The 23,193-nt window shown below is 70.1% G+C and carries 18 protein-coding genes; 2 read left to right on the top strand and 16 right to left on the bottom strand.

What is annotated here, in order from left to right; all coding sequences use genetic code 11:
* From ACIBHX_RS40100 to ACIBHX_RS40050, 11 genes are all read right to left on the bottom strand, one after another.
* Positions 1-126: serine dehydratase beta chain (locus ACIBHX_RS40100; RefSeq protein ID WP_397072702.1), on the bottom strand; the 126-nt coding region annotated here is incomplete at its 3' end.
* Complete coding sequence (locus tag ACIBHX_RS40095) at positions 123-662, bottom strand: sarcosine oxidase subunit gamma (protein WP_397072698.1); 540 nt, start codon at positions 660-662, stop codon at positions 123-125. The genes ACIBHX_RS40095 and ACIBHX_RS40100, both read right to left, overlap by 4 nt.
* On the bottom strand, positions 655-3,432 hold the full coding sequence (locus tag ACIBHX_RS40090; protein ID WP_397072697.1) for a 2Fe-2S iron-sulfur cluster-binding protein: 2,778 nt from the start codon (positions 3,430-3,432) through the stop codon (positions 655-657). Before ACIBHX_RS40090 ends, ACIBHX_RS40095 begins: the two co-directional genes overlap by 8 nt.
* On the bottom strand, positions 3,429-3,677 hold the full coding sequence (locus ACIBHX_RS40085; protein ID WP_397072696.1) for a sarcosine oxidase subunit delta: 249 nt from the start codon (positions 3,675-3,677) through the stop codon (positions 3,429-3,431). The genes ACIBHX_RS40090 and ACIBHX_RS40085 overlap by 4 nt, the downstream gene beginning before the upstream one ends.
* A gap of 10 nt (positions 3,678-3,687) precedes the next feature.
* Positions 3,688-4,899 (bottom strand): sarcosine oxidase subunit beta family protein, encoded by a 1,212-nt coding sequence (locus ACIBHX_RS40080; RefSeq protein WP_397072695.1) that lies wholly within the window; start codon positions 4,897-4,899, stop codon positions 3,688-3,690.
* Positions 4,896-6,152: a serine hydroxymethyltransferase gene (gene glyA, locus ACIBHX_RS40075; protein WP_397072694.1), complete on the bottom strand. Its 1,257-nt coding sequence runs from the start codon at positions 6,150-6,152 to the stop codon at positions 4,896-4,898. Before glyA ends, ACIBHX_RS40080 begins: the two co-directional genes overlap by 4 nt.
* A gap of 13 nt (positions 6,153-6,165) precedes the next feature.
* Entirely contained in the window at positions 6,166-8,568 is a 2,403-nt protein-coding gene (locus ACIBHX_RS40070; RefSeq protein WP_397072693.1) for an FAD-dependent oxidoreductase, read from the bottom strand.
* Positions 8,569-8,787: 219 nt separating this feature from the next.
* Positions 8,788-9,765, bottom strand: a complete 978-nt coding sequence (locus tag ACIBHX_RS40065) for an ABC transporter substrate-binding protein (RefSeq protein ID WP_397072692.1) — start codon at positions 9,763-9,765, stop codon at positions 8,788-8,790.
* 25 nt (positions 9,766-9,790) lie between these two features.
* Complete coding sequence (locus tag ACIBHX_RS40060) at positions 9,791-11,788, bottom strand: ABC transporter permease (protein WP_397072691.1); 1,998 nt, start codon at positions 11,786-11,788, stop codon at positions 9,791-9,793.
* Positions 11,788-12,846 (bottom strand): glycine betaine/L-proline ABC transporter ATP-binding protein, encoded by a 1,059-nt coding sequence (locus ACIBHX_RS40055; protein WP_397072690.1) that lies wholly within the window; start codon positions 12,844-12,846, stop codon positions 11,788-11,790. Before ACIBHX_RS40055 ends, ACIBHX_RS40060 begins: the two co-directional genes overlap by 1 nt.
* 25 nt (positions 12,847-12,871) lie before the next feature.
* Positions 12,872-14,332 carry an aldehyde dehydrogenase family protein gene (locus ACIBHX_RS40050; RefSeq protein ID WP_397072689.1) on the bottom strand — a complete coding sequence of 487 codons (1,461 nt, stop codon included), beginning with the start codon at positions 14,330-14,332 and terminating at the stop codon, positions 12,872-12,874.
* A gap of 222 nt (positions 14,333-14,554) precedes the next feature.
* Here ACIBHX_RS40050 and purU point away from each other — a divergent pair, with 222 nt between their 5' ends.
* Positions 14,555-15,418 carry a formyltetrahydrofolate deformylase gene (purU, locus tag ACIBHX_RS40045; RefSeq protein WP_397072688.1) on the top strand — a complete coding sequence of 288 codons (864 nt, stop codon included), beginning with the start codon at positions 14,555-14,557 and terminating at the stop codon, positions 15,416-15,418.
* 184 nt (positions 15,419-15,602) lie between these two features.
* On the opposite strand, the gene betA is transcribed toward purU, so the two are convergent.
* Positions 15,603-17,240, bottom strand: coding sequence for a choline dehydrogenase (gene betA / locus ACIBHX_RS40040; RefSeq protein WP_397072687.1), 1,638 nt, complete (start codon positions 17,238-17,240; stop codon positions 15,603-15,605).
* Positions 17,241-17,368: 128 nt separating this feature from the next.
* On the opposite strand from betA, the gene ACIBHX_RS40035 reads away from it, so the two are divergent.
* Positions 17,369-18,142 carry an IclR family transcriptional regulator gene (locus ACIBHX_RS40035; protein ID WP_397072686.1) on the top strand — a complete coding sequence of 258 codons (774 nt, stop codon included), beginning with the start codon at positions 17,369-17,371 and terminating at the stop codon, positions 18,140-18,142.
* On the opposite strand, the gene ACIBHX_RS40030 is transcribed toward ACIBHX_RS40035, so the two are convergent.
* From ACIBHX_RS40030 to ACIBHX_RS40015, 4 genes are read right to left on the bottom strand one after another with little or no spacing between them, the layout of a single operon-like run.
* Entirely contained in the window at positions 18,114-20,330 is a 2,217-nt protein-coding gene (locus tag ACIBHX_RS40030; RefSeq protein ID WP_397072685.1) for an FdhF/YdeP family oxidoreductase, read from the bottom strand. The two genes, ACIBHX_RS40035 and ACIBHX_RS40030, sit on opposite strands and share 29 nt — an antisense overlap.
* Complete coding sequence (locus ACIBHX_RS40025; protein ID WP_397072684.1) at positions 20,327-21,442, bottom strand: aromatic ring-hydroxylating dioxygenase subunit alpha; 1,116 nt, start codon at positions 21,440-21,442, stop codon at positions 20,327-20,329. Before ACIBHX_RS40025 ends, ACIBHX_RS40030 begins: the two co-directional genes overlap by 4 nt.
* Positions 21,443-21,470: 28 nt before the next feature.
* Positions 21,471-22,094 (bottom strand): MBL fold metallo-hydrolase, encoded by a 624-nt coding sequence (locus ACIBHX_RS40020; RefSeq protein ID WP_397072683.1) that lies wholly within the window; start codon positions 22,092-22,094, stop codon positions 21,471-21,473.
* Positions 22,094-23,179, bottom strand: a complete 1,086-nt coding sequence (locus tag ACIBHX_RS40015) for an S-(hydroxymethyl)mycothiol dehydrogenase (protein WP_397072682.1) — start codon at positions 23,177-23,179, stop codon at positions 22,094-22,096. Before ACIBHX_RS40015 ends, ACIBHX_RS40020 begins: the two co-directional genes overlap by 1 nt.
* Between the last annotated feature and the right edge of the window lie 14 nt (positions 23,180-23,193).

Genomic DNA, 23,193 nt, shown 5'->3' with positions numbered 1-23,193 from the left:
CGAGTCGAGCAGGCCGTCATCGTGCAACCCGCGGGCGAACTTGTGCGCGGCGGCCATCGGCCCGCCCGTGTGCGAGCTCGACGGGCCGATTCCGACCTTGAACAGGTCGAAGACCCCGATGCTCATGTCACGTACTCCGTCGCCGCGTCCAGCAGCCACTCCGCCAGGTAGGCGGCGAAGGACGAGCGCACCAGCACCAGGAAACCGTCCTCGCGCGGCACGAGTACGACCTGCGCCCGCGCCAGCATGGTCTGCGCGCACCGCCCCGGCCCGAACACGCGCGGATGCAGGTCGAGCGCGCAGCCGTGGGCGAGCAGGTCGCGCGCCCTGGGCCCGCCCACGAACAGGGTGGTGCGCTGCGCCGAGACGTCCACGATCGAGCCGTGCCGCTCGCCGAGCGCCTTGCGCAGCAACTCGGGACGGTACTCAGGCGGGGCGATCACCAGCCACTCGTCGGGCCCCAGCCACGCCACGGTGACATCGTCAGAGGTCACCGCGGTGTTCGGCTCGACCGGCAGCGGGACACCGAGATCCGCCCCGGCGTCCACCCGCACGTTGACGTGGGTGAGGAAGGGGATCTCCCGCAGCGTCAACACCCCGGCCTGCGAAGCCGCCTCGAAACGGCCGGCGAACGCCGAGGCCGGACTCCTGCGCTCAACCATCGCGACGGGCTCCTTCCGGGTCGTACAGGACGTGTGACGTGACGGTCACCGGCACCATGGCATCACCGACGGGCGCGTAGAGCCGCTCGCCGTACCGCGACTGCCCGCCCTTGAGCAGGGCCAGCGCGAAGGTGCGGCCGAGCGCCGCGCTGCGGTAGCTGGAGGTGACGTGGCCCAGCATGGGCACCGGCGGCTCGGGCAGCTCGGAGGAGGCGACCAGGTGGGTGCCCTCCGGCAGCAGGAAGCCGTGGTCGTCCGGCAGCAGCCCGACGAGCTGCTTGCGGTCGGGACGCGAGGTGTCGGCCCTGGCGTAGGACCGCTTGCCCACGAAGTCGGGCTTCTTCTTCGACACCACCCACGACATGCCCAGATCCTGCGGCGTGATGGTGCCGTCGGTGTCCTGGCCGACGATCGGGTAGCCCTTCTCGGCCCGCAGCACGTGCATGGTCTCCGTGCCGTACGGCGTGACCAGGCCGGTGTCCATGATCGCGGTCCACAGGCGGAGCCCGTCCCACGAGGTCACGTTGATCTCGTAGGCCAGCTCGCCGGAGAAGCTGATGCGGCACACCCGGGCCGGGATCCCGGCGACCTCGGCATCGCGCCAGGTCATGAACGGGAAGTCGGCGGTCGAGACCGCCAGCTCGGGCGCCAGCGACGCGAGCACCTCGCGCGAGCGCGGCCCGACCAGCGCGACCGTCGCCCACTGCTCGGTCACCGAGGTGAAGTGCACGCGCAGCGAGGGCCACTCGGTCTGCAGCCACTCCTCCATCCAGTCCAGCACCGTGGCGGCGTTGCCGGTCGTGGTGGTGACCAGGAAGTGGTCATCGGCCAGGCGGATGACGGTGCCGTCGTCGAAGACCATGCCGTCGGGCCTGCACATCACGCCGTACCTGATCGATCCGACGGCCAGCGAGCTCATCAGGTTGGTGTAGATCCTGTCGAGGAACTCGCCCGCGTCAGGTCCGATCACGTCGATCTTGCCGAGTGTGGAGGCGTCCATCGCCGCCACGCCCTCGCGGGCGGCCCGGCACTCGCGCAGCACGGCCGCCTCGATGTCCTCCAAGCCGTCCTCGCCCGCGCGCGGGTAGTACCACGGCCGCTTCCACTGCCCGACGTTCTCGAACAGCGCCCCGTGCTCGACGTGCCACTCGTGCAGCGCCGTCACCCTGACGGGGTCGTGCAGCTCCCCGCGGTCGCGCCCGGCCAGCGCCGCGAAGCTCACCGGCGTGTACGGCGCGCGGTAGGAGGTGATCCCGACCTCGCCCACCGGCACGCCCAGCGCGTGGGCCACCACGGCCGAGGTCAGCAGCCCGGAGGTCTTGCCCTGGTCGTGCGCGGTCCCCGCGGTGGTGTACCGCTTGACGTGCTCCACCGAGCGCAGCCCCGCGCCGGTGGCGCGCAGCACGTCGGCCGCCGTGACGTCCCGCTGCAGGTCCACGAAGTGCCCGCCGAGGTCGTCGGCCGGCACCAGCCAGTACGGCAGGCCGCCGGGCCCCGCGGGCACCGGCTCGCCGTCCCCGGCGCCGTCGGCCAGGCAGCCCTCAAGCGTGAACACACCCCTGGCGGCCCCGGCCACGCGGACGTTCTGCCGCGAGACCCCGGGCACCAGCGCGGCCAGGTCCTCGTCGTAGCGCAGGTTCCCGCCCGACTGGCTGAACAGGTGCACCACCGGGTTCCACCCGCCGGACACCAGCACCAGGTCGGCCTCGATCTCGGTCCCGCCGGCCAGGACGGAGGAGACCTCGCCCTCGCCCCTGGCGGCCTCGATCGTGTGCCCGGCCAGCACCTCGATGCCGCGCCGCCGGGCTTCGGGCATCAGCTCGGAGGAGGGGCGCACGTCCACGATCGCGGCCACCTCCAGGCCCGCGTCCGCCAGGTCGAAGGCGGCCCGGTAGGCGCTGTCGTTGGTGGTGAAGACCACGGCCCGGCGTCCGGGCAGCACGCCGTACCTGACGGCGTAGGTGCGCGCGGCGCCGGCCAGCATCACGCCGGGCAGGTCGTTGCCGGCGAAGGCGATCGGCCGCTCGTGCGCGCCCGTCGCCAGCACGACCCGGCCCGCCCGGATGCGCCAGATCCGCTCCCTGGCCACGTGCGCCGGGGCGGACGCGCCCAGGTGGTTGGTGCGGCGCTCGACGGCCATCAGGTAGTTGTCGTCGTAGTAGCCGAAGACCGTGGTACGGCGGAGCACCGTGACGTCCGGCAGACGCTCCAGGTCGGCCGCCACCGTCGCCGCCCACTCGTGGCCGCTGAGCCAGGAAGGGCTGTTCAGCACGTCCCCGGTGGCCAGCCGCTCGGTGGTGCCCAGCAGGCTGCCGCCCGGCTCGGGCTGCTCGTCGGCCAGGATCACCCGGGCGCCGTCCTTGGCCGCGGCCCTGGCGGCGGCCAGCCCGGCCGGGCCGGCGCCGACCACCAGCACGTCGCAGTGGGCGTGCACGGCGTCGTTACGGGTCAGGTCGGGCTCGGTGGCCAGGCGGCCCCGGCCGGGCAGGCTGCTCGCCACGAGCCCGTCGAACAGCTCGACCGTGGTGGCCGGCTGCATCGGATCGGGGAAGGGCTCCTCGATCTGGACGACCGCGTTGGGCTCCTCGCTGCCCGCGGCGAAGATGCCGCGCGGGCGGCCCAGCTTGACGCTGGTCGCGGCCTGCCGTACGCCGTTGGCCAGCAGCGCGGAGGCCAGGGTGTCGCCGGGGTGACCGGTCAGCTCGCGGCCGTCGAAGCGGAAGCGCAGCGTGACGCCGCGGTCGATCAGCCCGCCGGTGGACAGCCTCATCGGGCCTCCAGGATCTCGTTGGTGGCGGTGTCGCGGACCAGGTTGAACCAGCGGCGGCAGCCCGCCGAGTGGCTCCACCGCTCGGCGAAGGGCCCCTTGGGGTTGTCGCGGAAGAACAGGTAGCGCGCCCACTCCTCATCCGACAGCGCGGCCGGATCGGCCGGGTAGGCGACGTGGGCCTGCCCGCCGTAGTGGAACTCGGCCTCGTCGCGAGGGCCGCACCAGGGGCATGGGATCTGCATCATCTGCGGCTCCTCAGTGCGCCACCGCGGCGGCGCCGTGCTCGTCCACGAGCGCCCCGGTGGTGAATCGGTCAAGGGAGAAAGGGGCGTTGAGCGGGTGCGGCTCGTCGTTGGCCACCGTGTGCGCGAAGCACCAGCCGACGCCGGGCGTCGCCTTGAAGCCGCCGGTGCCCCAGCCACAGTTGAGATAGAGGTTCTCGACCGGGGTCAGGCCGACGATCGGCGAGGCGTCGGGCGAGACGTCCACCACGCCGCCCCAGGTGCGCAGCACGTGCGCGCGGGCGAAGATCGGGAACAGCTCCAGTGCGGCGGCCATCTGCCGCTCGATGATGTGGAAGGCACCACGCTGCCGGTAGGAGTTGGCCGCGTCGATGCCGGCGCCCATGACCAGCTCGCCCTTGTGTGCCTGGCTGACGTAGACGTGCACGGCGTTGGACATGACGACCGTCGGGTGCACGGGCTCGAGCAGCTCGGACACCAGTGCCTGGAGCGGGTGGCTCTGCAGCGGCAGGTCGATCCCGGCGGTCTTGGCCACGACCGAGCTGTGGCCTGCCGCGCAGAGCGCGACCCGGCCGGCCGCGATCGTGCCCTGGCTGGTCTCCACGCCCGTGACCCGGCCGTCGGTCACCTGCAGCCCGGTGACCTCGCAGTGCTCGATGAAGTCCACGCCGAGGGCGGCCGCGGCGCGCGCGTACCCCCAGGCGACGTGGTCGTGCTTGGCGATGCCCGCGCGGGGCTGGAAGGTGGCGCCGAGCACCGGGTAGCGCACGTCGGGCGAGATGTTGACGATCGGGCACACCTCGCGGACCTGCTCGGGGTCCAGCCACTCGGCGTCCACGCCGTTGAGCCGGTTGGCCTCGACGCGCCGCACGCTGTCGCGCACGTCCTGCAGGCTGTGCGCCAGGTTGAGCACGCCGCGCTGGCTGAACAGCACGTCGTAGTCGAGCTCCTCCTCCAGGCCCTCCCACAGCTTGAGCGCGTGCTCGTAGATGCCCGCGCTCTCGTCCCACAGGTAGTTGGAACGGATGATCGTGGTGTTGCGCGCCATGTTCCCGCCGGCCAGCCACCCCCGCTCCAGGACCGCGACGTTGGTGATGCCGTGGTTCTTGGCCAGGTAGTAGGCGGTGGCCAGGCCGTGCCCGCCGGCTCCGACGATCACCACGTCGTACGAGCGCTTGGGTTCGGCGGCGTTCCACAACCACTTCGGGTGCTCGGGCAGGCTCATCGTGCCTCTCCGTACAGCGGGTGCTTGCCGGCCAGGACCTCGACCCTGTCGCGCAGGAACGACAGGTCGGCGTCCGGCGTCAGCGCGGTGGCGATGATGTCGGAGACCTCCGCGAAGTCGGCCGCCTCGAAGCCGCGCGTGGCCAGCGCCGGGGTGCCGATCCGCAGGCCCGAGGTGACCATGGGCGGTCGCGGGTCGAACGGCACGGCGTTGCGGTTGACCGTGATCCCGGCCGTGTGCAGCCGGTCCTCGGCCTGCTTGCCGTCCAGCTCGGACTCGCGCAGGTCGACCAGGACCAGGTGCACGTCGGTGCCTCCGGTCAGCACCTTCACGCCCGCGGCCGCCGCGTCGGCCGCCAGCAGCCGGTCGGCCAGGATGCGCGCGCCCTCCAGGGTGCGGCGCTGCCGCTCCCTGAACTGCTCCTCGGCGGCGATCTTGAAGGAGACCGCCTTGGCCGCGATCACGTGCTCGAGCGGGCCGCCCTGCTGGCCAGGGAAGACCGAGGAGTTGATCTTCTTGGCGAGCTCCTCGGTGGACAGGATCACTCCGCCGCGCGGGCCGCCGAGCGTCTTGTGCGTGGTCGTGGTCGTGATGTGCGCGTGCGGCACGGGGGAGGGGTGCAGCCCGGCGGCCACCAGGCCGGCGAAGTGCGCCATGTCCACCATCAGGTAGGCGCCCACCTCGTCGGCGATCCGGCGGAAGGCCGCGAAGTCCAGGTGCCGCGGGTAGGCCGACCAGCCGGCGATGATGAGCCTGGGGCGGTGCTCACGGGCCAGGCGCTCGACCTCGTCCATGTCCACCAGGTTGTCGCTCTCGCGCACGTGGTAGGCGACCACGTTGTACAGGCGGCCGGAGAAGTTGATGCGCATCCCGTGCGTCAGGTGGCCGCCGTGGGCCAGGTCGAGGCCGAGGATGGTGTCGCCGGGCTCGAGCAGCGCCGCCATCGCCGCGGCGTTGGCCTGGGCGCCGGAGTGCGGCTGCACGTTGGCCGCTTCGGCGCCGAACAGCGCCTTGATCCGGTCGATGGCGATCTGCTCGATCACGTCGACGTGCTCGCAGCCGCCGTAGTAGCGACGGCCGGGGTACCCCTCGGCGTACTTGTTGGTGAGCACCGAGCCCTGGGCCGCCATCACGGCGGCGGGCGCGAAGTTCTCCGAGGCGATCATCTCCAGCGTCGAGCGCTGCCTGGTCAGCTCGGCGCCGATCAGGGCGTGGACCTCGGGGTCCACCACGTCCAGCGGGGTGTCGATCATGTGAGGTCCTTTCCTAACCGCGCAGCCGCGTCATCGCCGGGTCGAAGAGCGGCTCCTCCGCCACGACGGCCGGGACGCGCTGGTCGAAGTAGCCGATGTGCAGGGCCTGGCCCGGGCTCGAGAGCGAGGCGGGCAGCCAGGCGTAGGCGATGCCGCGGCCGATGGTGTAGCCGTAGGCGGCGCTGGTGACGTAGCCGACGACCCGGTCGCCGTCGTAGACCGGCTCCTTGCCCATGACCACGTCGTCGGTCAGCAGGCAGGTGAGCTTCCTGTTCACCGACTCCTTGCGCTCGAGCAGCGCTCGGCGGCCGATGAAGTCGCCCTTGTCCAGCTTGACGGCGAAGCCGAGGCCGGCCTCGTAGGGGTCGTGCTCGAAGGTCATGTCGACGCCGAAGGAGCGGTAACCCTTCTCCAGGCGCAGGCTGGTGAAGGCGCCACGGCCGCCGGCCAGCACGCCGTACTCCTGGCCCGCGGACCAGAGCGTGTCCCAGAGCTTGAGGCCCATGTCGGAGGTGGTGTAGATCTCCCAGCCGAGCTCGCCGACGTAGGACAGGCGCAGCACGTTGACGGGCACGTTGCCGATGTAGCCACGGGCGCCGCGGAAGTACTTCAGCGCGGTCAGGTCGATGCCGGTCAGCGGCTGGACCAGGTCGCGGGCCTTGGGGCCCCACACGCCCAGGCAGCAGGTGCCCGCGGTGATGTCGCGGATGAACACGTCGTCGGGACGGTGCCGCTCGAGCCAGTCCAGGTCCAGGTTGCCGTTGGCGCCGACCTGGAAGCGGTCGGGGCCGATCCGGGCCACGGTGACGTCGCTGCGGATGCCGCCGTCGGTGTCGAGCAGCAGGCAGTACGTCACCGAGCCGACCGACTTGTAGACGTCGCCGGTGGTGACCCGCTGCAGGAACGCCAGCGCGCCGGGGCCGCTGATCTCCAGCCGCTTGAGCGCGCTCATGTCGTACAGCGCGACCGTCTCGCGGGTCGCCTGTGCCTCGGCGCCGACGATCGGCGACCAGTACTGCGAGGCCCACGGGCCGGGCGTGTGGATGTCGCGCCCGTTCAGCAGCGGCGCGTTGGCGCCGTACCACTGCGGGCGCTCCCAGCCCGAGGCCTCCAGGAAGATGGCGCCCAGGTCCTGCTGGCGCGGGTGGAAGGGGCTCAGCCGCAGCGGGCGCGGGTGCTCCATCGGCTGCAGCGGGTGGAGGATGTCGTAGACCTCGACGTAGTTCTGGCAGCCGCGGTCGCGCACGTAGTCGGGCGCCAGCTGGTGCGGCTCGAACCGGTTGACGTCGCACTCGTGCAGGTCGAAGGAGGAGCAGTGGCCGTCGACCAGCCACTCGGCCATCGCCCGGCCGACGCCCGCGGAGTGGGTGACCCAGACCGCCTCGGCCACCCAGAAGCCCTCGACGTCCGGAGACTGGCCCATCAGCGGCTGGTGGTCGGTGGTGAAGGAGAACAGCCCGTTGATGCCGGACTCGATCTCCGCCTTCTGCGTGTCGGGCAGCAGCGCCTGGGTGTCGTCCCAGGCCTCGGCGAAGTCCTCGGGGGTGAAGGTGAGCACCGACGGCATCACCTCGGCCTCGTCGACCGACAGGATCTCGTCGGCGCTGATCGGCATCGGCCGGTGGCCGTAGTAGCCGATGCCGAGCGTGTCGTAGCGCTCGCGGTAGTACAGGTCGCCGTCCTGGTGGCGGAGGATCGGCCGGGTCGCCTCCTCGGTCTGGCCGGCCAGCCCCGGCACCTGCCCGGTCCAGGCGAGCTGGTGGGCCACCGGCGTGAGCGGCAGCTCCATGCCGACCATCCTGGCCACCCGTGGGCCCCAGATCCCGGCGCAGCACACGACCACCTCGGCGGGGATGTCGCCGTGGTCGGTCACCACCGCGCGCACCCTGCCGTCCTGGGTCCTGATGTCGAGCACCTCGTGCCTGGGCAGCACCCGCACGCCGCGCTCCTGGGCCCTGGCCAGCTGGGCGTCGACCGCCTTGACCGCCTTGGCCAGCCCGTCCGTCGGGACGTACAGCCCGCCGAGCACCTTGGCCTCGTCCAGCAGCGAGTGCTTGGCGACGCACTCCTCCGGCGTGAGCAGGTGGGCCTCGAGGCCCCACGCGACCGCCCAGCCGTGCCTGCGGTGGATCTCGGCCAGCCGCTGCGGGCTGGTGGCCACCTCGAGCCCGCCGACCTGCAGGAAGCTGTCGAGTTCGACGAACTTCTCCGCGGTGTAGCGGGCCATCTCGGTCATCGTCTTCGACCCGTTGACCTGGAACACCAGGCCAGGAGCGTGCGATGAGGAACCGCCGGTGGCGGGCACGTCTCCTTGGTCGACGACAGTTACGTCAGTCCAGCCTCGGGCGGACAGCTCGTCGGCCAAGGCCGCGCCGACCACGCCCGCGCCGATGATGACCACGCTGGGGCCCGTCATAGCCACCTCCGTTGTTGCGACATGTGCAACCAAACGCGCTTACCGCAACAAGCGTCGCCCGCCGCATTCCGGGTGTCAAGGGGTGTTCTGTCTTATTCCGTACGGCTTGCGCAGGATTTATCCGGCGTACGGCTTTCATGGGATGTTTCCGTGGCTGAGCACACGTGCGCCCGGCCCGATCGCGGCAGGACGATCGGGCCGGGCGCGGCGCAGGGCAGGTCAGCTCGAGGGGAGCCAGGCCTTGACCTTGTCGGGGTTGGCGGCGACCCACTTGGCGGCCGCCTCGTCAGCAGTCATCTTGTCCTCGGAGATGTACTTGGCCACCAGGTTCTGGTCGTCGTTGGTCCAGGTGAAGTTCTTGACCAGCGTGTAGGCAGGGCTACCCGAGTCGGCGAACTTCTTGCTCACGATCTTGTCCAGCTCGTACGGCGGGTAGTCGCAGGCCACCTTGGCCGCGTCCGCGTCGCACCCCTTGGTGTACGCAGGCAGGTTGACCTTGACCAGCTTCACCTCGGACATGAACCACTGCGGCTCGTAGAAGTAGCCGATGATCGGCGTCTGTTGCTTCTCCGACTGCCGGAAGGCCTGGATGAGCGCGGTCTCGCTGCCCGCGTAGACGACCTTGTAGTTCAGATTGAGGTTCTTGACCAGTGCCGCGTCGTTGGTGACGAAGGACGGGTCGCCGTCGAGCAGCTGGCCCTTGCCTTCGGACTCGGAGGTCTTGAACAGCGAGGCGTACTTGTTGAGGTTCTTCCAATCGGTGATGTCGGGGTACTTCTTGGCCATCCACGGGGCCACGTACCAGCCGATGACGCCCTTGTTGCCGGTCGCACCCGCCGAGACGGCCACCTTCTGGTCGTCGATGTACTTCTTCTTCAGGTCGTCGTGTGCCCAGTTCTCCACGACCGCGTCGACCTCTCCGGTCGCGAAGCCCTGCCAGGACACCTCCTCCTTCAGGTCCTTCTTCACCACCTTGCAGCCGAGGTTCTTCTGCGCGACCTGCGCGATCACCGCGGCGTTGGCCTCGTAGCCCACCCACGGGTTGACCGCGAGGTTGAACGTGCCGCACGCCTTGCCGCCTCCCGCGGCCGGCTGCTGGCTTTCGCCGACCTTCGCTCCGCTGCACGCGCTGAGCAGGAGGCCGCCGCCGGTCACGAGCGCGAGCGCCCTGATCCTGCCGCTTCTCGAAAACGCCACCTGGTCCTCCTGAGTTTCCTGTCGATTACTTGTGCCGAAGCCCTCCGTGGGCGGCGGCGTCAGCCCGCTGCGTAGCGGCGCGCATGACACGGTCGAGCACGATGCCGAGCACGACGATCGCGATCCCGGCGGCCAGCCCCTTCCCTCGGAGCTCGTGCTGGGAGAACCCGGCCACCACGTCGTAGCCGAGCGCCCCCGCGCCCACCAGGCCGCCCACGACGACCATCGAGAGCACGTAAATGAGTCCCTGGCTCGCGGCCAGCGTCACGCCGCTGCGCGCCATCGGCAGCTGCACCTTGGAGATCAGCTGCCAGGTGCCCGCCCCGGCCGAGGTCGCCGCCTCCACCGTGGTGGGCGAGACCCGCCTGATGCCCTCGGCCACCAGCTTGATCGCCACCGGCGCGGCGAAGACCACGGCGGCGATGATCGCGGTGAACCGCGTCGGGCCGAACAGTCCGAGGATGGGCACGAGGTACACGAAGGCGGGCATGGTCTGCCCCGCGTCGAGCACGGGACGCAGCATGGTGTCGGCCCGGTCACTTCGGCCCATCCACACGCCGAGGATCACCCCGAGCACCATCACCAGGATGGTCGCGACCAGCGTGGAGGCCAGCGTCACCATGCTGTCCTGCCAGAGTCCGAGCAGCAGCACCACCAGCAGCCCGAGGGCGGTGACCAGCGCGGCGCGCGCGCTGCTCACCAGCAGGGCCACGGCGACGATCACCAGGCAGACCAGCCACCAGGGCGAGCCGGTCAGCAGAGTCTCGAACGGGTTGAGCAGCCCGTTGGTGAGCGCGTTCTTGAGCGCGTTGGTGTAGGTCACCAGGCTGTCCTGCACCCAGGTGCTGGCGGTGTCCGCGGCGCTGCGCACGTAGGAGCCGATGTTGGCCTCGATGGGGAAGTCCGCGGCCCAGACGTAGGTGTAGGACAGGTACGCCAGCACGGCCGCGAGCCCGAGCACGCCCGTCACCTCGATGCGGCGCCCCCGCGTGGAACGCGTCCGGCCCGCGCGGCGCTCGGCCTCCACCCGGCGGCTGGCGGCCGAGGTCACCCGGTCGAGCACCACGGCCATGATCACGATCGCCAGGCCGGCGGCGAAGGCGGTACCGACGTCCAGCGTCTGCAGCGCCTTGAGCACGGTCTTGCCCAGGCCGGGCGCGTCGATCAGCGCCGCGATGGTGGCCATGGACAGCGCGGCCATGATGGTCTGGTTGACCCCCACGATGATCGTCTGCTTGGCCATCGGCAGCTGCACGTGCCTGAGCGCCTGCGCGGGCGTGGCACCGAGCGAGGTGCCCGCCTCCATCGTCTCCGACGAGACCTGCCGGATGCCGTGCGAGGTGATGCGGATGGCCGGCGGGACGGCGTAGATCATCGTGGCCACGGTCGCGCTGGCGGGGCCGATGAGGAAGAACAGCGTCAGCGGCGCCAGGTAGACGAATGTCGGCATCGTCTGCATGAAGTCCAGCACCGGAGTGACCAGCCGCAGGAAGCGGTCGCTCAGCCCCGCCCAGATCCCGAGCGGGATGCCCACGGCCAGCGACAGCGCGACCGACGTCAGCGTGAGAGCGAGCGTGTCCATGCTCTCCTGCCACAGGCCGAGCAGCCCGAAGGACAGGAAGCCGGCAGCCGTCAGCAGCGCCACCTTCTTGTTGCCGTACAGGAAGGCGACGGCAGTGGCGATCGCCACCACGCCGAGCCAGCCCAGCACCGGCAGGGGACGGCCGAAGGACGGCTGGCTGATCAGCGCCTGGACGAAGGTCACCGCGTCGTTCAGGAACAGCCGGATGTAGTTGATGAAGTAGAGGAAGAACGGGTTGCTGTCGCGGCTGTCGTCGATGACGTCCATGACCTGGTTGAGGTCGCGGTGCAGCGGGGTCAGCTCGGCGCCGCCCAGCTGCTGGGTGTCGCGCCCGCCCAGCACCGCCCAGCCCACCACCCAGACCGTGATGACCAGGGCCAGCAACAGTCTTCGGTCGGGCAGCTTCTGCAGCTTGGCGGTGACCGCCGTGACGGCTGCCATCAGTCCTGCCCTCCGGCGATCACTTCGAGGATCTCCGCGCTGGTGACCACGCCGAGCAGCTCGCCGTCCCTGACCACGCGCACCGGACGGTCCGCCGACAGCACGGCGTGCACGGCGTCGCGGATGACCACGTCGGGCCCGAGCTCGGGCCCGTCGAGCGGCTCGTCGACCTGCGGCGGGCGCATGATCCACGACAGCGTCAGCACGTGCGAGCGCGGCACGTCGCTGACGAAGTTGGCCACGTACTCGTCGGCGGGCGCGCCCACCACCTGGTCGGGCGTGCCGACCTGGACCAGCTCGCCGTCGCGCATGATGAGGATCCGGTCGCCCAGCTTGAGCGCCTCGCTCAGGTCGTGGGTGATGAAGATCATCGTCTTGCCCACCTCGTGGTGCAGGCGGATGACCTCGTTCTGCATCTCACGCCTGATCAGCGGGTCTAGGGCGGAGAACGGCTCGTCGAACAGCAGCACCTCGGGGTCGGCCGCGAGCGCGCGGGCCAGACCCACACGCTGCTGCATGCCGCCGGACAGCTGGTCGGGGTAGGAGTTCTCGAAGCCGGTCAGCCCGACCAGCCCGAGCACCTCGCGGGCCCGGGCGTAGCGCTCCTTCTTGCCTGCGCCCCGGATCTCCAGTCCGAAGGCCACGTTGTCCAGCACGCATCGGTGCGGCAGCAGGCCGAAGTGCTGGAAGACCATCGCCATCCGGTGCCTGCGCAGCTCGCGGAGCTTGCGGGCGTCGGCCGTGCGGATGTCCTCGCCGTCGAGCACGATCTCGCCCGTCGTGGGCTCGATCAGCCGGGTCAGGCAGCGCACCAGGGTGGACTTGCCCGAGCCCGACAGGCCCATGACGACGAACACCTCGCCCCGCCGTACCGAGAAGGAGACATCACGGACCGCGGCGACGCAGCCGGTCTGCTCCTTGAGCTCCTTGCGGCTGAGCGTGCTGCCGACCACGCTGTCGGCCTTGGGGCCGAACACCTTCCACAGCCCTCGGACGTCGAGGATGGGGGGTGCCTCGGTGTTCACTGGCGTGCTTTCGGTCAGTGACGGGACGGTCATGACCACCTCTTCGTCGTCGGAGCGATCAGTTCTCTGGGAACCACCGCTGTGGGCGCGGGCGGATGTTCTGCCAGACATGCTTGATCTCGCGGTACTCGTCCAGTCCGGTCGGGCCGAGCTCGCGGCCGTTGCCGGACTGTTTGAAACCACCCCACTCGGCCTGCGGCACGTAGGGGTGGTAGTCGTTGATCCACACCGTGCCGTGCCGCAGCCGGCCCGCGACCCGCTGCGCCTTGCCGGCGTCCTGGGTCCAGACCGCGCCGGCCAGGCCGTACTCGGTGTCGTTGGCGAGGCGGATCGCCTCGTCCTCGGTGGTGAAGCGCTCGACCGTCAGGACGGGGCCGAAGGACTCCTCGCGCACCACGCGCATGCCCTGCTTGCACTCGTCCAGGACGGTCGGCGGGTAGAAGTTTCCGGGCCCGTCGAGGCGGCGGCCGCCGCAGCGCAGCACGGCCCCCTCGGCCAGGCCCGCCGCCACGTACTCCTCGACCTTGGCCAGGTGCGCGGCGGAGATGAGCGGGCCTGTGTCGGCCTGCGGGTCGAAGGGGCCGCCCAGACGGATCCGCTCGGCCCGCCGTACGACCTCCTCGACGAACGCGTCGTGCAGGGAGTCCTCCACCAGCAGGCGCGCGCCGGCCGAGCAGACCTGGCCGGAGTGCAGGAAGACCGCGGTGAGCGCGAAGTCGACGGCCGTGTCGAAGTCGGCGTCGGCGAAGACGATGTTGGGGTTCTTGCCGCCCAGCTCCAGCGCCACCCGCTTCACGGTGGACGCGGCGGCGGCCATGACGCGCCGCCCGGTGGCCAGGCCGCCGGTGAAGGACACCATGTCCACGTCCGGGTGCTCGGCCAGCGGGGCGCCGACCTCGGGGCCGGTGCCGAGCACGAGGTTGGCCACCCCGTCCGGCAGGCCGGCCTCGGCCAGCGCGCGCATCAGCAGGATGGCGGTGCTGGGGGTCAGCTCGCTCGGCTTGAGCACGAAGGTGTTGCCCGCGGCGAGCGCCGGGGCGACCTTCCACGTGGTCTGGAGCAGGGGGTAGTTCCACGGCGTGATGAGGCCGCAGACGCCGATCGGCTCGTGGACGATGCGGCTGATCGCGTCGTCGCGGCCGGTGTCGACGACCCGGCCCGCGTCGGTCCCTGCGACGCCGGCGAAGTAGCGCAGGCTGGCCACGCAGTCGTCGATGTCGTACTCGCTCTCCACCAGGCGCTTGCCGGTGTCGCCCGACTCGGCGCGGGCGAAGGCCTGGCGGTCGCGCTCCAGCAGGTCGGCTACCTTGAATAGCAGGTCACCGCGTTCGCGGGCCGGCGTCGCGGGCCAGGGGCCGCTGTCGAAGGCGTGCCTGGCCGCGGCGATCGCCGCCTCGGTGTCCGCCGCGGTCCCTTCGGCCACGGTGGCCACGAGGCTTCCGTCGGCGGGCGAGTGGATGCGGCGCTGACCACCGGCGAGTGGTCTGGCCCACACGCCTCCGATATAGAGCTCGGTCATCGACACACCTTTGATCGTTGCGTATCGCGCAAGGCGCTGCTCAATGAGGAACAGGATTGACTCGTCTCGCAGCGTTCGTCAAGGGTTTGCTGGAATCACTAGACAAATACATACGTTGTGATGAGGTTTGACCTTCTTGCCCCTTGACGTGGTCGGCCTGTGCCCTCAGTCTGTTGCGTATAAATCTCATCTTTGCGTCATACGCAACACCGGGAGGGTGCGATGTCTCCACGTCCCGACCCTGGCCGTGAGTTCATCCTCACGGTGTCCTGCACCGACAAGCCGGGCATCGTGTACGCGGTCAGTAGCTTCCTCGTCCAGCACAGCGGGAACATGCTGCAGAGCCAGCAGTTCAACGACCGCAAGGGCGGCGGGTTCTTCATGCGCGTGCACTTCGCCGCGCAGGACGAGATCGAGCGGTTGCGCGAGGGTTTCACCTACGTCGCCGAGTCCTTCCAGATGAACTGGCAGCTGAAGGACGCGGCCACGCCCACCCGCACGCTGGTCATGGTGTCCAAGTTCGGCCACTGCATGAACGACCTGCTGTTCCGGCGCCAGGTGGGCGCGCTCAACATCGAGATCCCCGCGATCGTCTCCAACCATCCCGACCTCGAGGCTCTCGCGGTCTCGTACGGCGTGCCGTACCACCACGTGCCCGTCACGGCCGCCACCAAGGACGCGGCTGAGGCGAGGATCCTGGAGCTGGTCGAGGAGTACGACGCGGACCTTGTGGTCCTGGCGCGCTACATGCAGATCCTCTCCGACGACCTGTGCAAGCAGTTGGAGGGGAGGGCCATCAACATCCACCACTCCTTCCTGCCGGGCTTCAAGGGCGCCAAGCCGTACCACCAGGCGCACGAGCGTGGCGTGAAGCTCATCGGGGCGACCGCGCACTACGTCACGGCCGACCTCGACGAGGGGCCCATCATCGAGCAGGACGTGGCCAGGGTGGACCACGAGCTCGACCCCGAGGACCTGGTCGCGGTGGGCCGGGATGTGGAGGCGCAGGTGCTTGCCAGGGCCGTGAAGTGGCACAGCGAGCAGCGCGTCCTGCTCAACGGCAACCGCACCGTCGTCTTCCGCTGACCCCGAACCCCGAACCCCGAGAGATCGGGGTTCGGGGTTCACCCATGGGTCCAGGTTTGAAAGACCACAATCGACGTTGGGGATCAAACCCCGAAGAGATCGGTGTTTGGGACCAAACACCGATCTCTTGGTTTTGGGTTCGCGGCTTCGAGGGCGGCGGGGAGGTTTCCCCGCCGCCCTTCTGTCAGGCCCGGTGCCGGTAGAACTCGGTGGTCTGCGGCGGCAGCGGCGTGTTGCCCAGGATGAGGTCGGCCGCCTTCTCCGCCAGCATCATGACCGGCGCGTAGATGTTGCCGTTCGTCACGTACGGCATGGAAGAGGCGTCCACCACGCGCAGCCCGTCGACGCCGTGCACCCGCATGGTGTCCGGGTCGAGCACCGACATCTCGTCCACGCCCATCCTGGCCGTGCACGAGGGGTGCAGGGCGGTCTCGCCGTCCTCGGCCACCCAGTTCAGGATCTCCTCGTCGGTCTCGACGGAAGGCCCGGGCGACACCTCACCCGTACTGAACTCGGCCATCGCCGGCGAGTCGAGGATCTTGCGGGCCACCCGGATGGCCTCCACCCACTCGCGCTTGTCCTGCTCGGTGGACAGGTAGTTGAAGCGCAGCGCGGGATGCTGCCGCGGATCCGTGCTCTTGATCTTCACCGAGCCGCGGGCGTCGGAGTACATGGGTCCGACGTGCACCTGGTAGCCGTGCCCGCCCGCCGGCGCCGAGCCGTCGTACCGCACGGCCAGCGGCAGGAAGTGGAACATCAGGTTCGGGTAGTCGACCTCGTCGTTGCTGCGGACGAAGCCGCCCGCCTCGAAGTGGTTGGTGGCCCCAGGCCCGCTGCGCAGGAACAACCACTGCGCGCCGATCAGGGGGTGGCGCCACTTCTGCAGGTTCGGCTGCATCGTGACCGGCTTGCTGCAGCCGTGCTGGATGTAGACCTCGAGGTGGTCCTGCAGGTTCTCGCCCACGCCAGGCAGGTCGTGCACGACGTCGACGCCGAGCGCGCTCAGCTCGCCGGCGTTGCCGATCCCGGACAGCTGCAGCAGCTGCGGCGAGTTGATCGCGCCGCCGCACAGGATGACCTCGCCCGCCCGGACCCGGCCGCCGTCGAACTCCACGCCGACGGCCTTGGTCCCCTCGAAGAGGATCTTCGTCACCAGCGCGCGCGTCTTGACGGTCAGGTTGGGCCGCTTCATCGCCGGGTGCAGGTACGCCCTGGCGGCGCTGAGCCGGCGCCCGCGCCGGATGTTGCGGTCGAAGCGGGCGAAGCCCTCCTGCCGGTAACCGTTCACGTCGTCGGTCAGGGGATAGCCCGCCTGCTGCACCCCCTCGAAGAAGGCGTCGAACAGCGGCGTCCCGGCCGCCCCGCGCTCCAGCACCAGCGGCCCGCCGTGGCCCCGCCACGGGGTGTCGGGATCGGCCAGGCAGTTCTCCATCCGCTTGAAGTACGGCAGGCAGTGGGCGTAGTCCCAGTTCTTCATCCCGGGATCGGCCCCCCACCGCTCGTAGTCAAGCGGGTTGCCACGCTGGAAGATCATGCCGTTGATGCTGCTCGAGCCGCCGAGAACCTTGCCGCGAGCGTGATAGATCCGCCTGCCGTGCATGTGGGGCTCGGGCTCTGACTCGTACCGCCAGTCGTAGAAGCGGTTGCCGATCGGGAACGGCAGGGCCGCGGGCATGTGGATGAACACGTCCCACGGGTAGTCCGACCGGCCCGCCTCCAGGACGAGCACCCGCGTGGCAGGGTCCGCGGAGAGCCGGTTCGCCAGCGCGCTGCCGGCCGAGCCGCCTCCCACGATGACGAAGTCGTATTGATGTGACGTCATGGTGCCTCGTCTCGCTCGCGCGTTTCGCCAAATCGTAGCGCTATACGCATTGCGTTTCACTACTCGCAACAGGAGATCTTTTGAGTGTTATGTTCGCCCTCGTTCCCTCTAGCACTTACAGTTTCGCTATGGGCAACGATTCGGGCAGTGGGGGCGTGCAGTCCGTCGATCGGGCGATCAGCGTGCTGGAGATCCTCTCCCGGCGGGGCGAGGCAGGAGTCAGCGAGGTCGCCGCGGAGATCGACGTGCACAAGTCGACCGCGTTCCGGCTGCTCGGCGCGCTCGAGGCGCGCGGTCTGGTCGAGCAGGCTGAGGAGCGCGGCAAGTACCGGCTCGGCTTCGGCATCATCCGCCTGGCCGGCGGGGTCAACACGCAGCTCGACGTCACCCAGCGGGGGCGCCCTGTCTGCCAGCGTCTGGCGGAGGAGATCGGCGAGACGGTCAACATCGCCGTGCTCCGCTCCAGCTACGTGGTCAACCTGGACCAGGTGCGCGGCCCTTCGGCGGTCACCGCCTACAACTGGGTCGGCCAGATCACGCCGTTGCACGCCACCTCCAGTGGGAAGGTGCTGCTCGCCCATCTGGACGAGCGCCAGCGCGAGCGGGTGCTGTCCGACGGGCAGCTGGAGTCCTTCACGCCCCGCACCGTCACCGCCGTCGCCCAGCTGGAGCAGCAGCTGATCGTGATCAAGCGGAACGGATACGGCTACTGCCTCGAGGAGCTGGAAGAGGGGCTGAACGCCATGGCGGCGCCCGTCCGCTCCTACCACGGCGACGTCGTCGCCGCGGTGAGCGTCTCCGGCCCTGCCTACCGCTTCACCGCCGAGCGCATGCACGAGCTCGCTCCCGTCCTGATGGGCGGAGCCGACGAGATCAGCCGTCGACTCGGGTACGCGGGCTGAGCCGTACCACGACGCTCTTGGAGGTCGGGGTGTTGGAGGTCTCGGCCACCGAGTCGAGCGGTACCAGCACGTTGGTCTCCGGGAAGTAGGCGGCGCAGCAGCCGCGGGCGGTCGGATAGGCGATGACTCTGAAGCCCTCGGCGGTGCGCTCGCCGTCGGGCCACTCGCTGACCAGGTCGACCAGGTCGCCGTCGGCCAGATCGCGCTCCGCGAGGTCGTCGGGGTGGACGAAGACCACCCTGCGGCCGTTCTTGACGCCGCGGTAGCGGTCGTCGAGGCCATAGATGGTGGTGTTGTACTGGTCGTGGCTGCGCACGGTCTGCAGCAGCAGCCGCCCTGGCGGCACCCGCAGCACCTCCAGCCGGTTGACGGTGAAGTTGGCCCTGCCGGTGGCGGTGGGGAAGCGGCGCTCATCCCTGGGCGCGTTGGGCAGCGCGAAGCCGGCCTCGGCACGGTCGTTGAAGTCCTCGAAGCCGGGGATCACCCGCGCGATGCGGTCGCGGATCGTGGCGTAGTCCTGCTCGAACTCAGCCCACGGCTCCTCGCCGAACAGCTCGCGGCCCAGCCTGGCGACGATCGCCACCTCCGACAGCAGGTCCTGCGAGGCGGGCGCGAGCCTGCCGCGCGAGGCGTGCACCAGCCCCATCGAATCCTCGACGGTGACGAACCCGGCCGGGTCGCGCTCGGTGCGGCCCAGCGTGGGCAGGATGAGCGCCCGCTCGCCGCATACCGCGTGCGAGCGGTTGAGCTTGGTGGAGACCTGCACGGTCAGCCTGGTACGGCGCAGCGCCGCCTCGGTGACGTGGCTGTCGGGGGTGGCGCGGACGAAGTTGCCGCCCATGCCGACGAAGACCTTCGCCTCACCGTCGCGCATGGCCCGGATGGCCTCGACGGTGTCCAGCCCGTGGCGCCGGGGCGGCTCGAAGCCGAACTCCGCCGCCAGCGCGTCCAGGAAGGCCTGAGAGGGCTTCTCGTAGATGCCCATGGTCCGGTCGCCCTGGACGTTGGAGTGGCCGCGCACCGGGCACAGGCCCACGTTGCCGCGCAGCAGCTGGAAGTTGACCACCTCGCGGATGGTGGCCACGGAGTTGCGGTGCTGCGTGAGCCCCATGGCCCAGCACACGACGACGGACTTCGCGGTCCTGACGTCGTGCGCCGTCTCCTCCAGCTCCTGCCGGGTCAGGCCGGTCGCCTCCAGCACGTCCGCCCAGTCCAGGCCGGTCAGGTGCGCCTTCCAGTCATCGAAGCCGCTGGTGTGCTCGGCGATGAACGCCTTGTCGGCGGTGTCGAGCAGCAGCAGCGAAAGCGCCTGGAACAGCGCCATGTCGCCGTTGAGCCGGATCTGCAGGAACCGGTCGGCCAGCCCGGTGCCCTTCCCGAGCCCGGAGGGCTTCTGCGGGTTCTTGAACCGCAGCAGCCCGGCCTCGGGCAGCGGATTGACCGCGACGATCCGGGCGCCGCCGCGCTTGGCCTTCTCCAGGGCCGAGAGCATGCGCGGATGGTTGGTGCCCGGGTTCTGGCCCACCACGAAGATCAGGTCGGCCTGGTGCAGGTCGTCGAGCGACACGGTGCCCTTGCCGATGCCGACCGTCTCGGTGAGCGCGGCGCCGCTGGACTCGTGGCACATGTTGGAGCAGTCGGGCAGGTTGTTGGTGCCGAACCGGCGCACCAGCAGCTGGTAGGCGAAGGCCGCCTCGTTGGAGGTGCGGCCCGAGGTGTAGAACACCGCCTCGTCGGGGCTGTCCAGGGCGCGCAGCTCGGCGGCGATGATGCCGAACGCCTCCGCCCAGCCGATGGGCTCGTAGTGGTCGGCGCCCGCCGGCAGGTACATCGGCTCGGTCAGCCGGCCCTGCTGCCCCAGCCAGTAGTCGCTCATCCCGGCCAGCTCGCTCACCGGATGGGCGGCGAAGAACTCTCGGGTGACGCGCCGGGTGGTGGCCTCCTCGGCCACCGCCTTGGCGCCGTTCTCGCAGAACTCGGCCGGGCTGCGGTGCTCGCCCTCCGGCCAGGCGCAGCCCGGGCAGTCGAAGCCGTTCTTCTGGTTGACGCGCAGCAGCGTCAGCGCGGTACGGCCGGCCCCCATCTGCCGGTAGGCGATGCGCATCGCGTGGCCCACCGCGGGCAGGCCGCCCGCCCAGTCCTTGGGCGGGCCGACCCTCAGCCCCTCTTCGTCGTCGCCGCCGCTCACCCGACGCGGTCCTGGACCCACTCGTGGAAGGCGCCGATGTGGTGCTCGCTGGGCACCAGCACGCCGCCCTTGGCGTACGTGCGCGAGCCCATCTGCGGCTGGCACCGCTCGCACGCCTCGAAGTCCTGCTCGTTGACCCGGTGGAACAGCTCCACCGACTTGTCCAGGTCCTTGCCGCTCGCCACGACGTCGGGCAGGTAGAGCCAGTCGCACTCGACCACCGTGCGGTCCACCGCCAGCGGGAACATCCGGTGCACGATCACGTGGTCGGGCACCAGGTTGATGAACACCTGCGGCTTGATGGTGATCGCGTAGTAGCGGCGGTCCTGGTCCTCGCTCACGCCGGGGATGCGGTCGAGCCCTTCGGAGCCGTCGACGGTGAAGCCCTGGATCTCGTCGCCGAACTCGGCGCCGTGGCCCACGAAGTACTGGGCCGCGTAGCCGTCGGCGAACTCCGGCAGCACCTCGGTCAGCTCAGGGTGGATCGTGGCGCAGTGGTAGCACTCCATGAAGTTCTCGATGATGAGCTTCCAGTTCGCCTTCACGTCGTAGACGATCCTGCGGCCCACCTCCAGGCTGGCCACATCGTAGTTGTCGATCAGCTCCAGCGAGCCGAGCCGCTCGGTCACCGCGTCGAGCACGTCCTCCTCGAAGGAGGGCGGTTCGTCGGCCAGGCACACCCACACGTAGCCGAGCCACTCGCGCACGTGCACCTTCACCAGGCCGTACTCCACCCGGTCCAGGTCGGCCATCTTGGTCAGGTTGGGAGCGGCGACCAGCTTGCCGTCAAGGTCGTAGGTCCAGGCGTGGTACGGGCACTGGAAGGCCCGCTTCACCTCGCCCGACTCCTCCGTGCGCAATGTCGCGCCGCGGTGGCGGCACACGTTGAAGAACGCGCGCACCGACTGGTCGCGCGCCCTGGTGATGAGGATGCTCTCGGAGCCGACCTGGACGGTCTTGAACGAGCCCGGCTTGGGCAGGTCGGCCGAGCGCACCACGCAGAACCACATCGACTCGAAGATGTTCTTCTGCTCCGCGGCGAAGATCTCGGGGTCCACGTAGTAGCGACCGGGGAGGGTCGGGATCACGCTTGACGCGGTGGTGGTGGTCACGGGCAGTACTCCTCTGAAACGGGCCGGGTCAGTGCCCTCGGCGGATCCAGTCCTCGAGCTGTGGAGCCTCGGCTCCGATGCTGGTGTCCTCACCGTGTCCGGTGTGCACCACGGTCTCGCCGGGCAGCGTCAGCAGCGTCCGGCTGATCGATGAGATGATCGTCGGGAAGTCGCTGTACGACCTGCCCGTCGCGCCGGGGCCGCCGTTGAACAGCGTGTCCCCGGAGAACAGCACGCCGAGCTCCGGCACGTACAGGCACACCGCGCCCGGCGCGTGCCCCGGCGTGTGCAGCACGTGTACGGCGGAGCCGCCCACCCGCAGGAGCTGCCCGTTGGCCAGCTGCCCGCCGGGCGTGGCCGTCTGGTGGGCCAGCTTCCACAGCACCTCGTCGTCGGGATGCAGCAGCACGGGCGCGCCGGTGAGCTCGGACAGCTCGGGAGCGGCGTTGACGTGGTCGTCGTGCGCGTGCGTGCACACGATCGCGGTCACCCGGCGATCGCCGACGGCCCGCGCGATGGCGGCCGCGTCGTGGGCGGCGTCGATGACCAGGACCTCCTGGTCGTCGCCCACCAGCCACACGTTGTTGTCGACCTCCCACGTCCCGCCGTCCAGGCTGAACGTGCCCGAGGTGACCAGGTGCTCGACGCGCATCACAGCACCACCACCGACCGCAGCACCTCGCCGCGGTGCATCTTGGCGAAGGCGTCCTCGACGTCGTCCAGCCCGATGGTCTCGCTGACGAACGCGTCGAGGTCGAACCGTCCCTGCAGGTAGAGGGAGATCAGCATGGGGAAGTCGCGGTTCGGCAGGCAGTCGCCGTACCAGCTGGACTTCAGCGCGCCGCCGCGGCCGAACACGTCGAGCAGCGGCAGCTCGAGCGTCATCTCCGGCGTGGGCACGCCGACGAGGACCACGGTCCCCGCCAGGTCGCGGGCGTAGAAGGCCTGCTTGTAGGTCTCCGGCCGGCCGACCGCGTCGATCACGACGTCGGCACCGTGGCCGCCGGTCAGCTCCCTGATCGCCTCGACAGGGTCGCCGTCCTTGGCGTTGACCGTGTGGGTCGCGCCCAGGCCGCGGGCCCACTCCAGCTTCCTGTCGTCCACGTCGACCGCGATGATCGTGGTCGCGCCGACCAGCCGCGCGCCCGCGATGGCCGCGTTGCCGACGCCGCCGCAGCCGATGACCGCCACCGAGTCGCCCCTGCTGACCCCGCCGGTGTTCACCGCGGCGCCAAGACCGGCCATCACACCGCAGCCGAGCAGGCCCGCCGCGGCAGGGGAGGCGGCCGGGTCGACCTTCGTGCACTGGCCGGCGGCCACCAGCGTCTTCTCGGCGAACGCGCCGATGCCCAGCGCGGGGCTGAGCGGCGTGCCGTCGGCCAGCGTCATCTTCTGGGTGGCGTTGTGCGTGGCGAAGCAGTACTGCGGGCGGCCGCGCAGGCACGCCCGGCACGAGCCGCACACGGCCCGCCAGTTCAGGATCACGAAGTCGCCGGGCGCGACGTCGGTGACGCCGTCGCCGACGGACTCCACCACGCCGGCCGCCTCGTGGCCGAGCAGGAACGGGAAGTCGTCGCTGATGCCGCCCTCCCGGTAGTGCAGGTCCGTATGACAGACCCCGCAGGCCTGCACCTGGACCAGCGCCTCGCCGGGTCCCGGGTCCGGCACCAGGATGGTCTCCAGGCTGACCGGCTTACCCTTGCCGGTCGCGACGACCCCACGTACTTCATGAGCCATGATTCACTCCTGTC

Source organism: Nonomuraea sp. NPDC050536, from assembly GCF_044457685.1.
Classification (GTDB): Bacteria; Actinomycetota; Actinomycetes; order Streptosporangiales; family Streptosporangiaceae; genus Nonomuraea.
The sequence above is the reverse complement of the archived record's forward strand: the minus strand, read 5'-3'. Positions and strand labels throughout refer to the sequence as shown.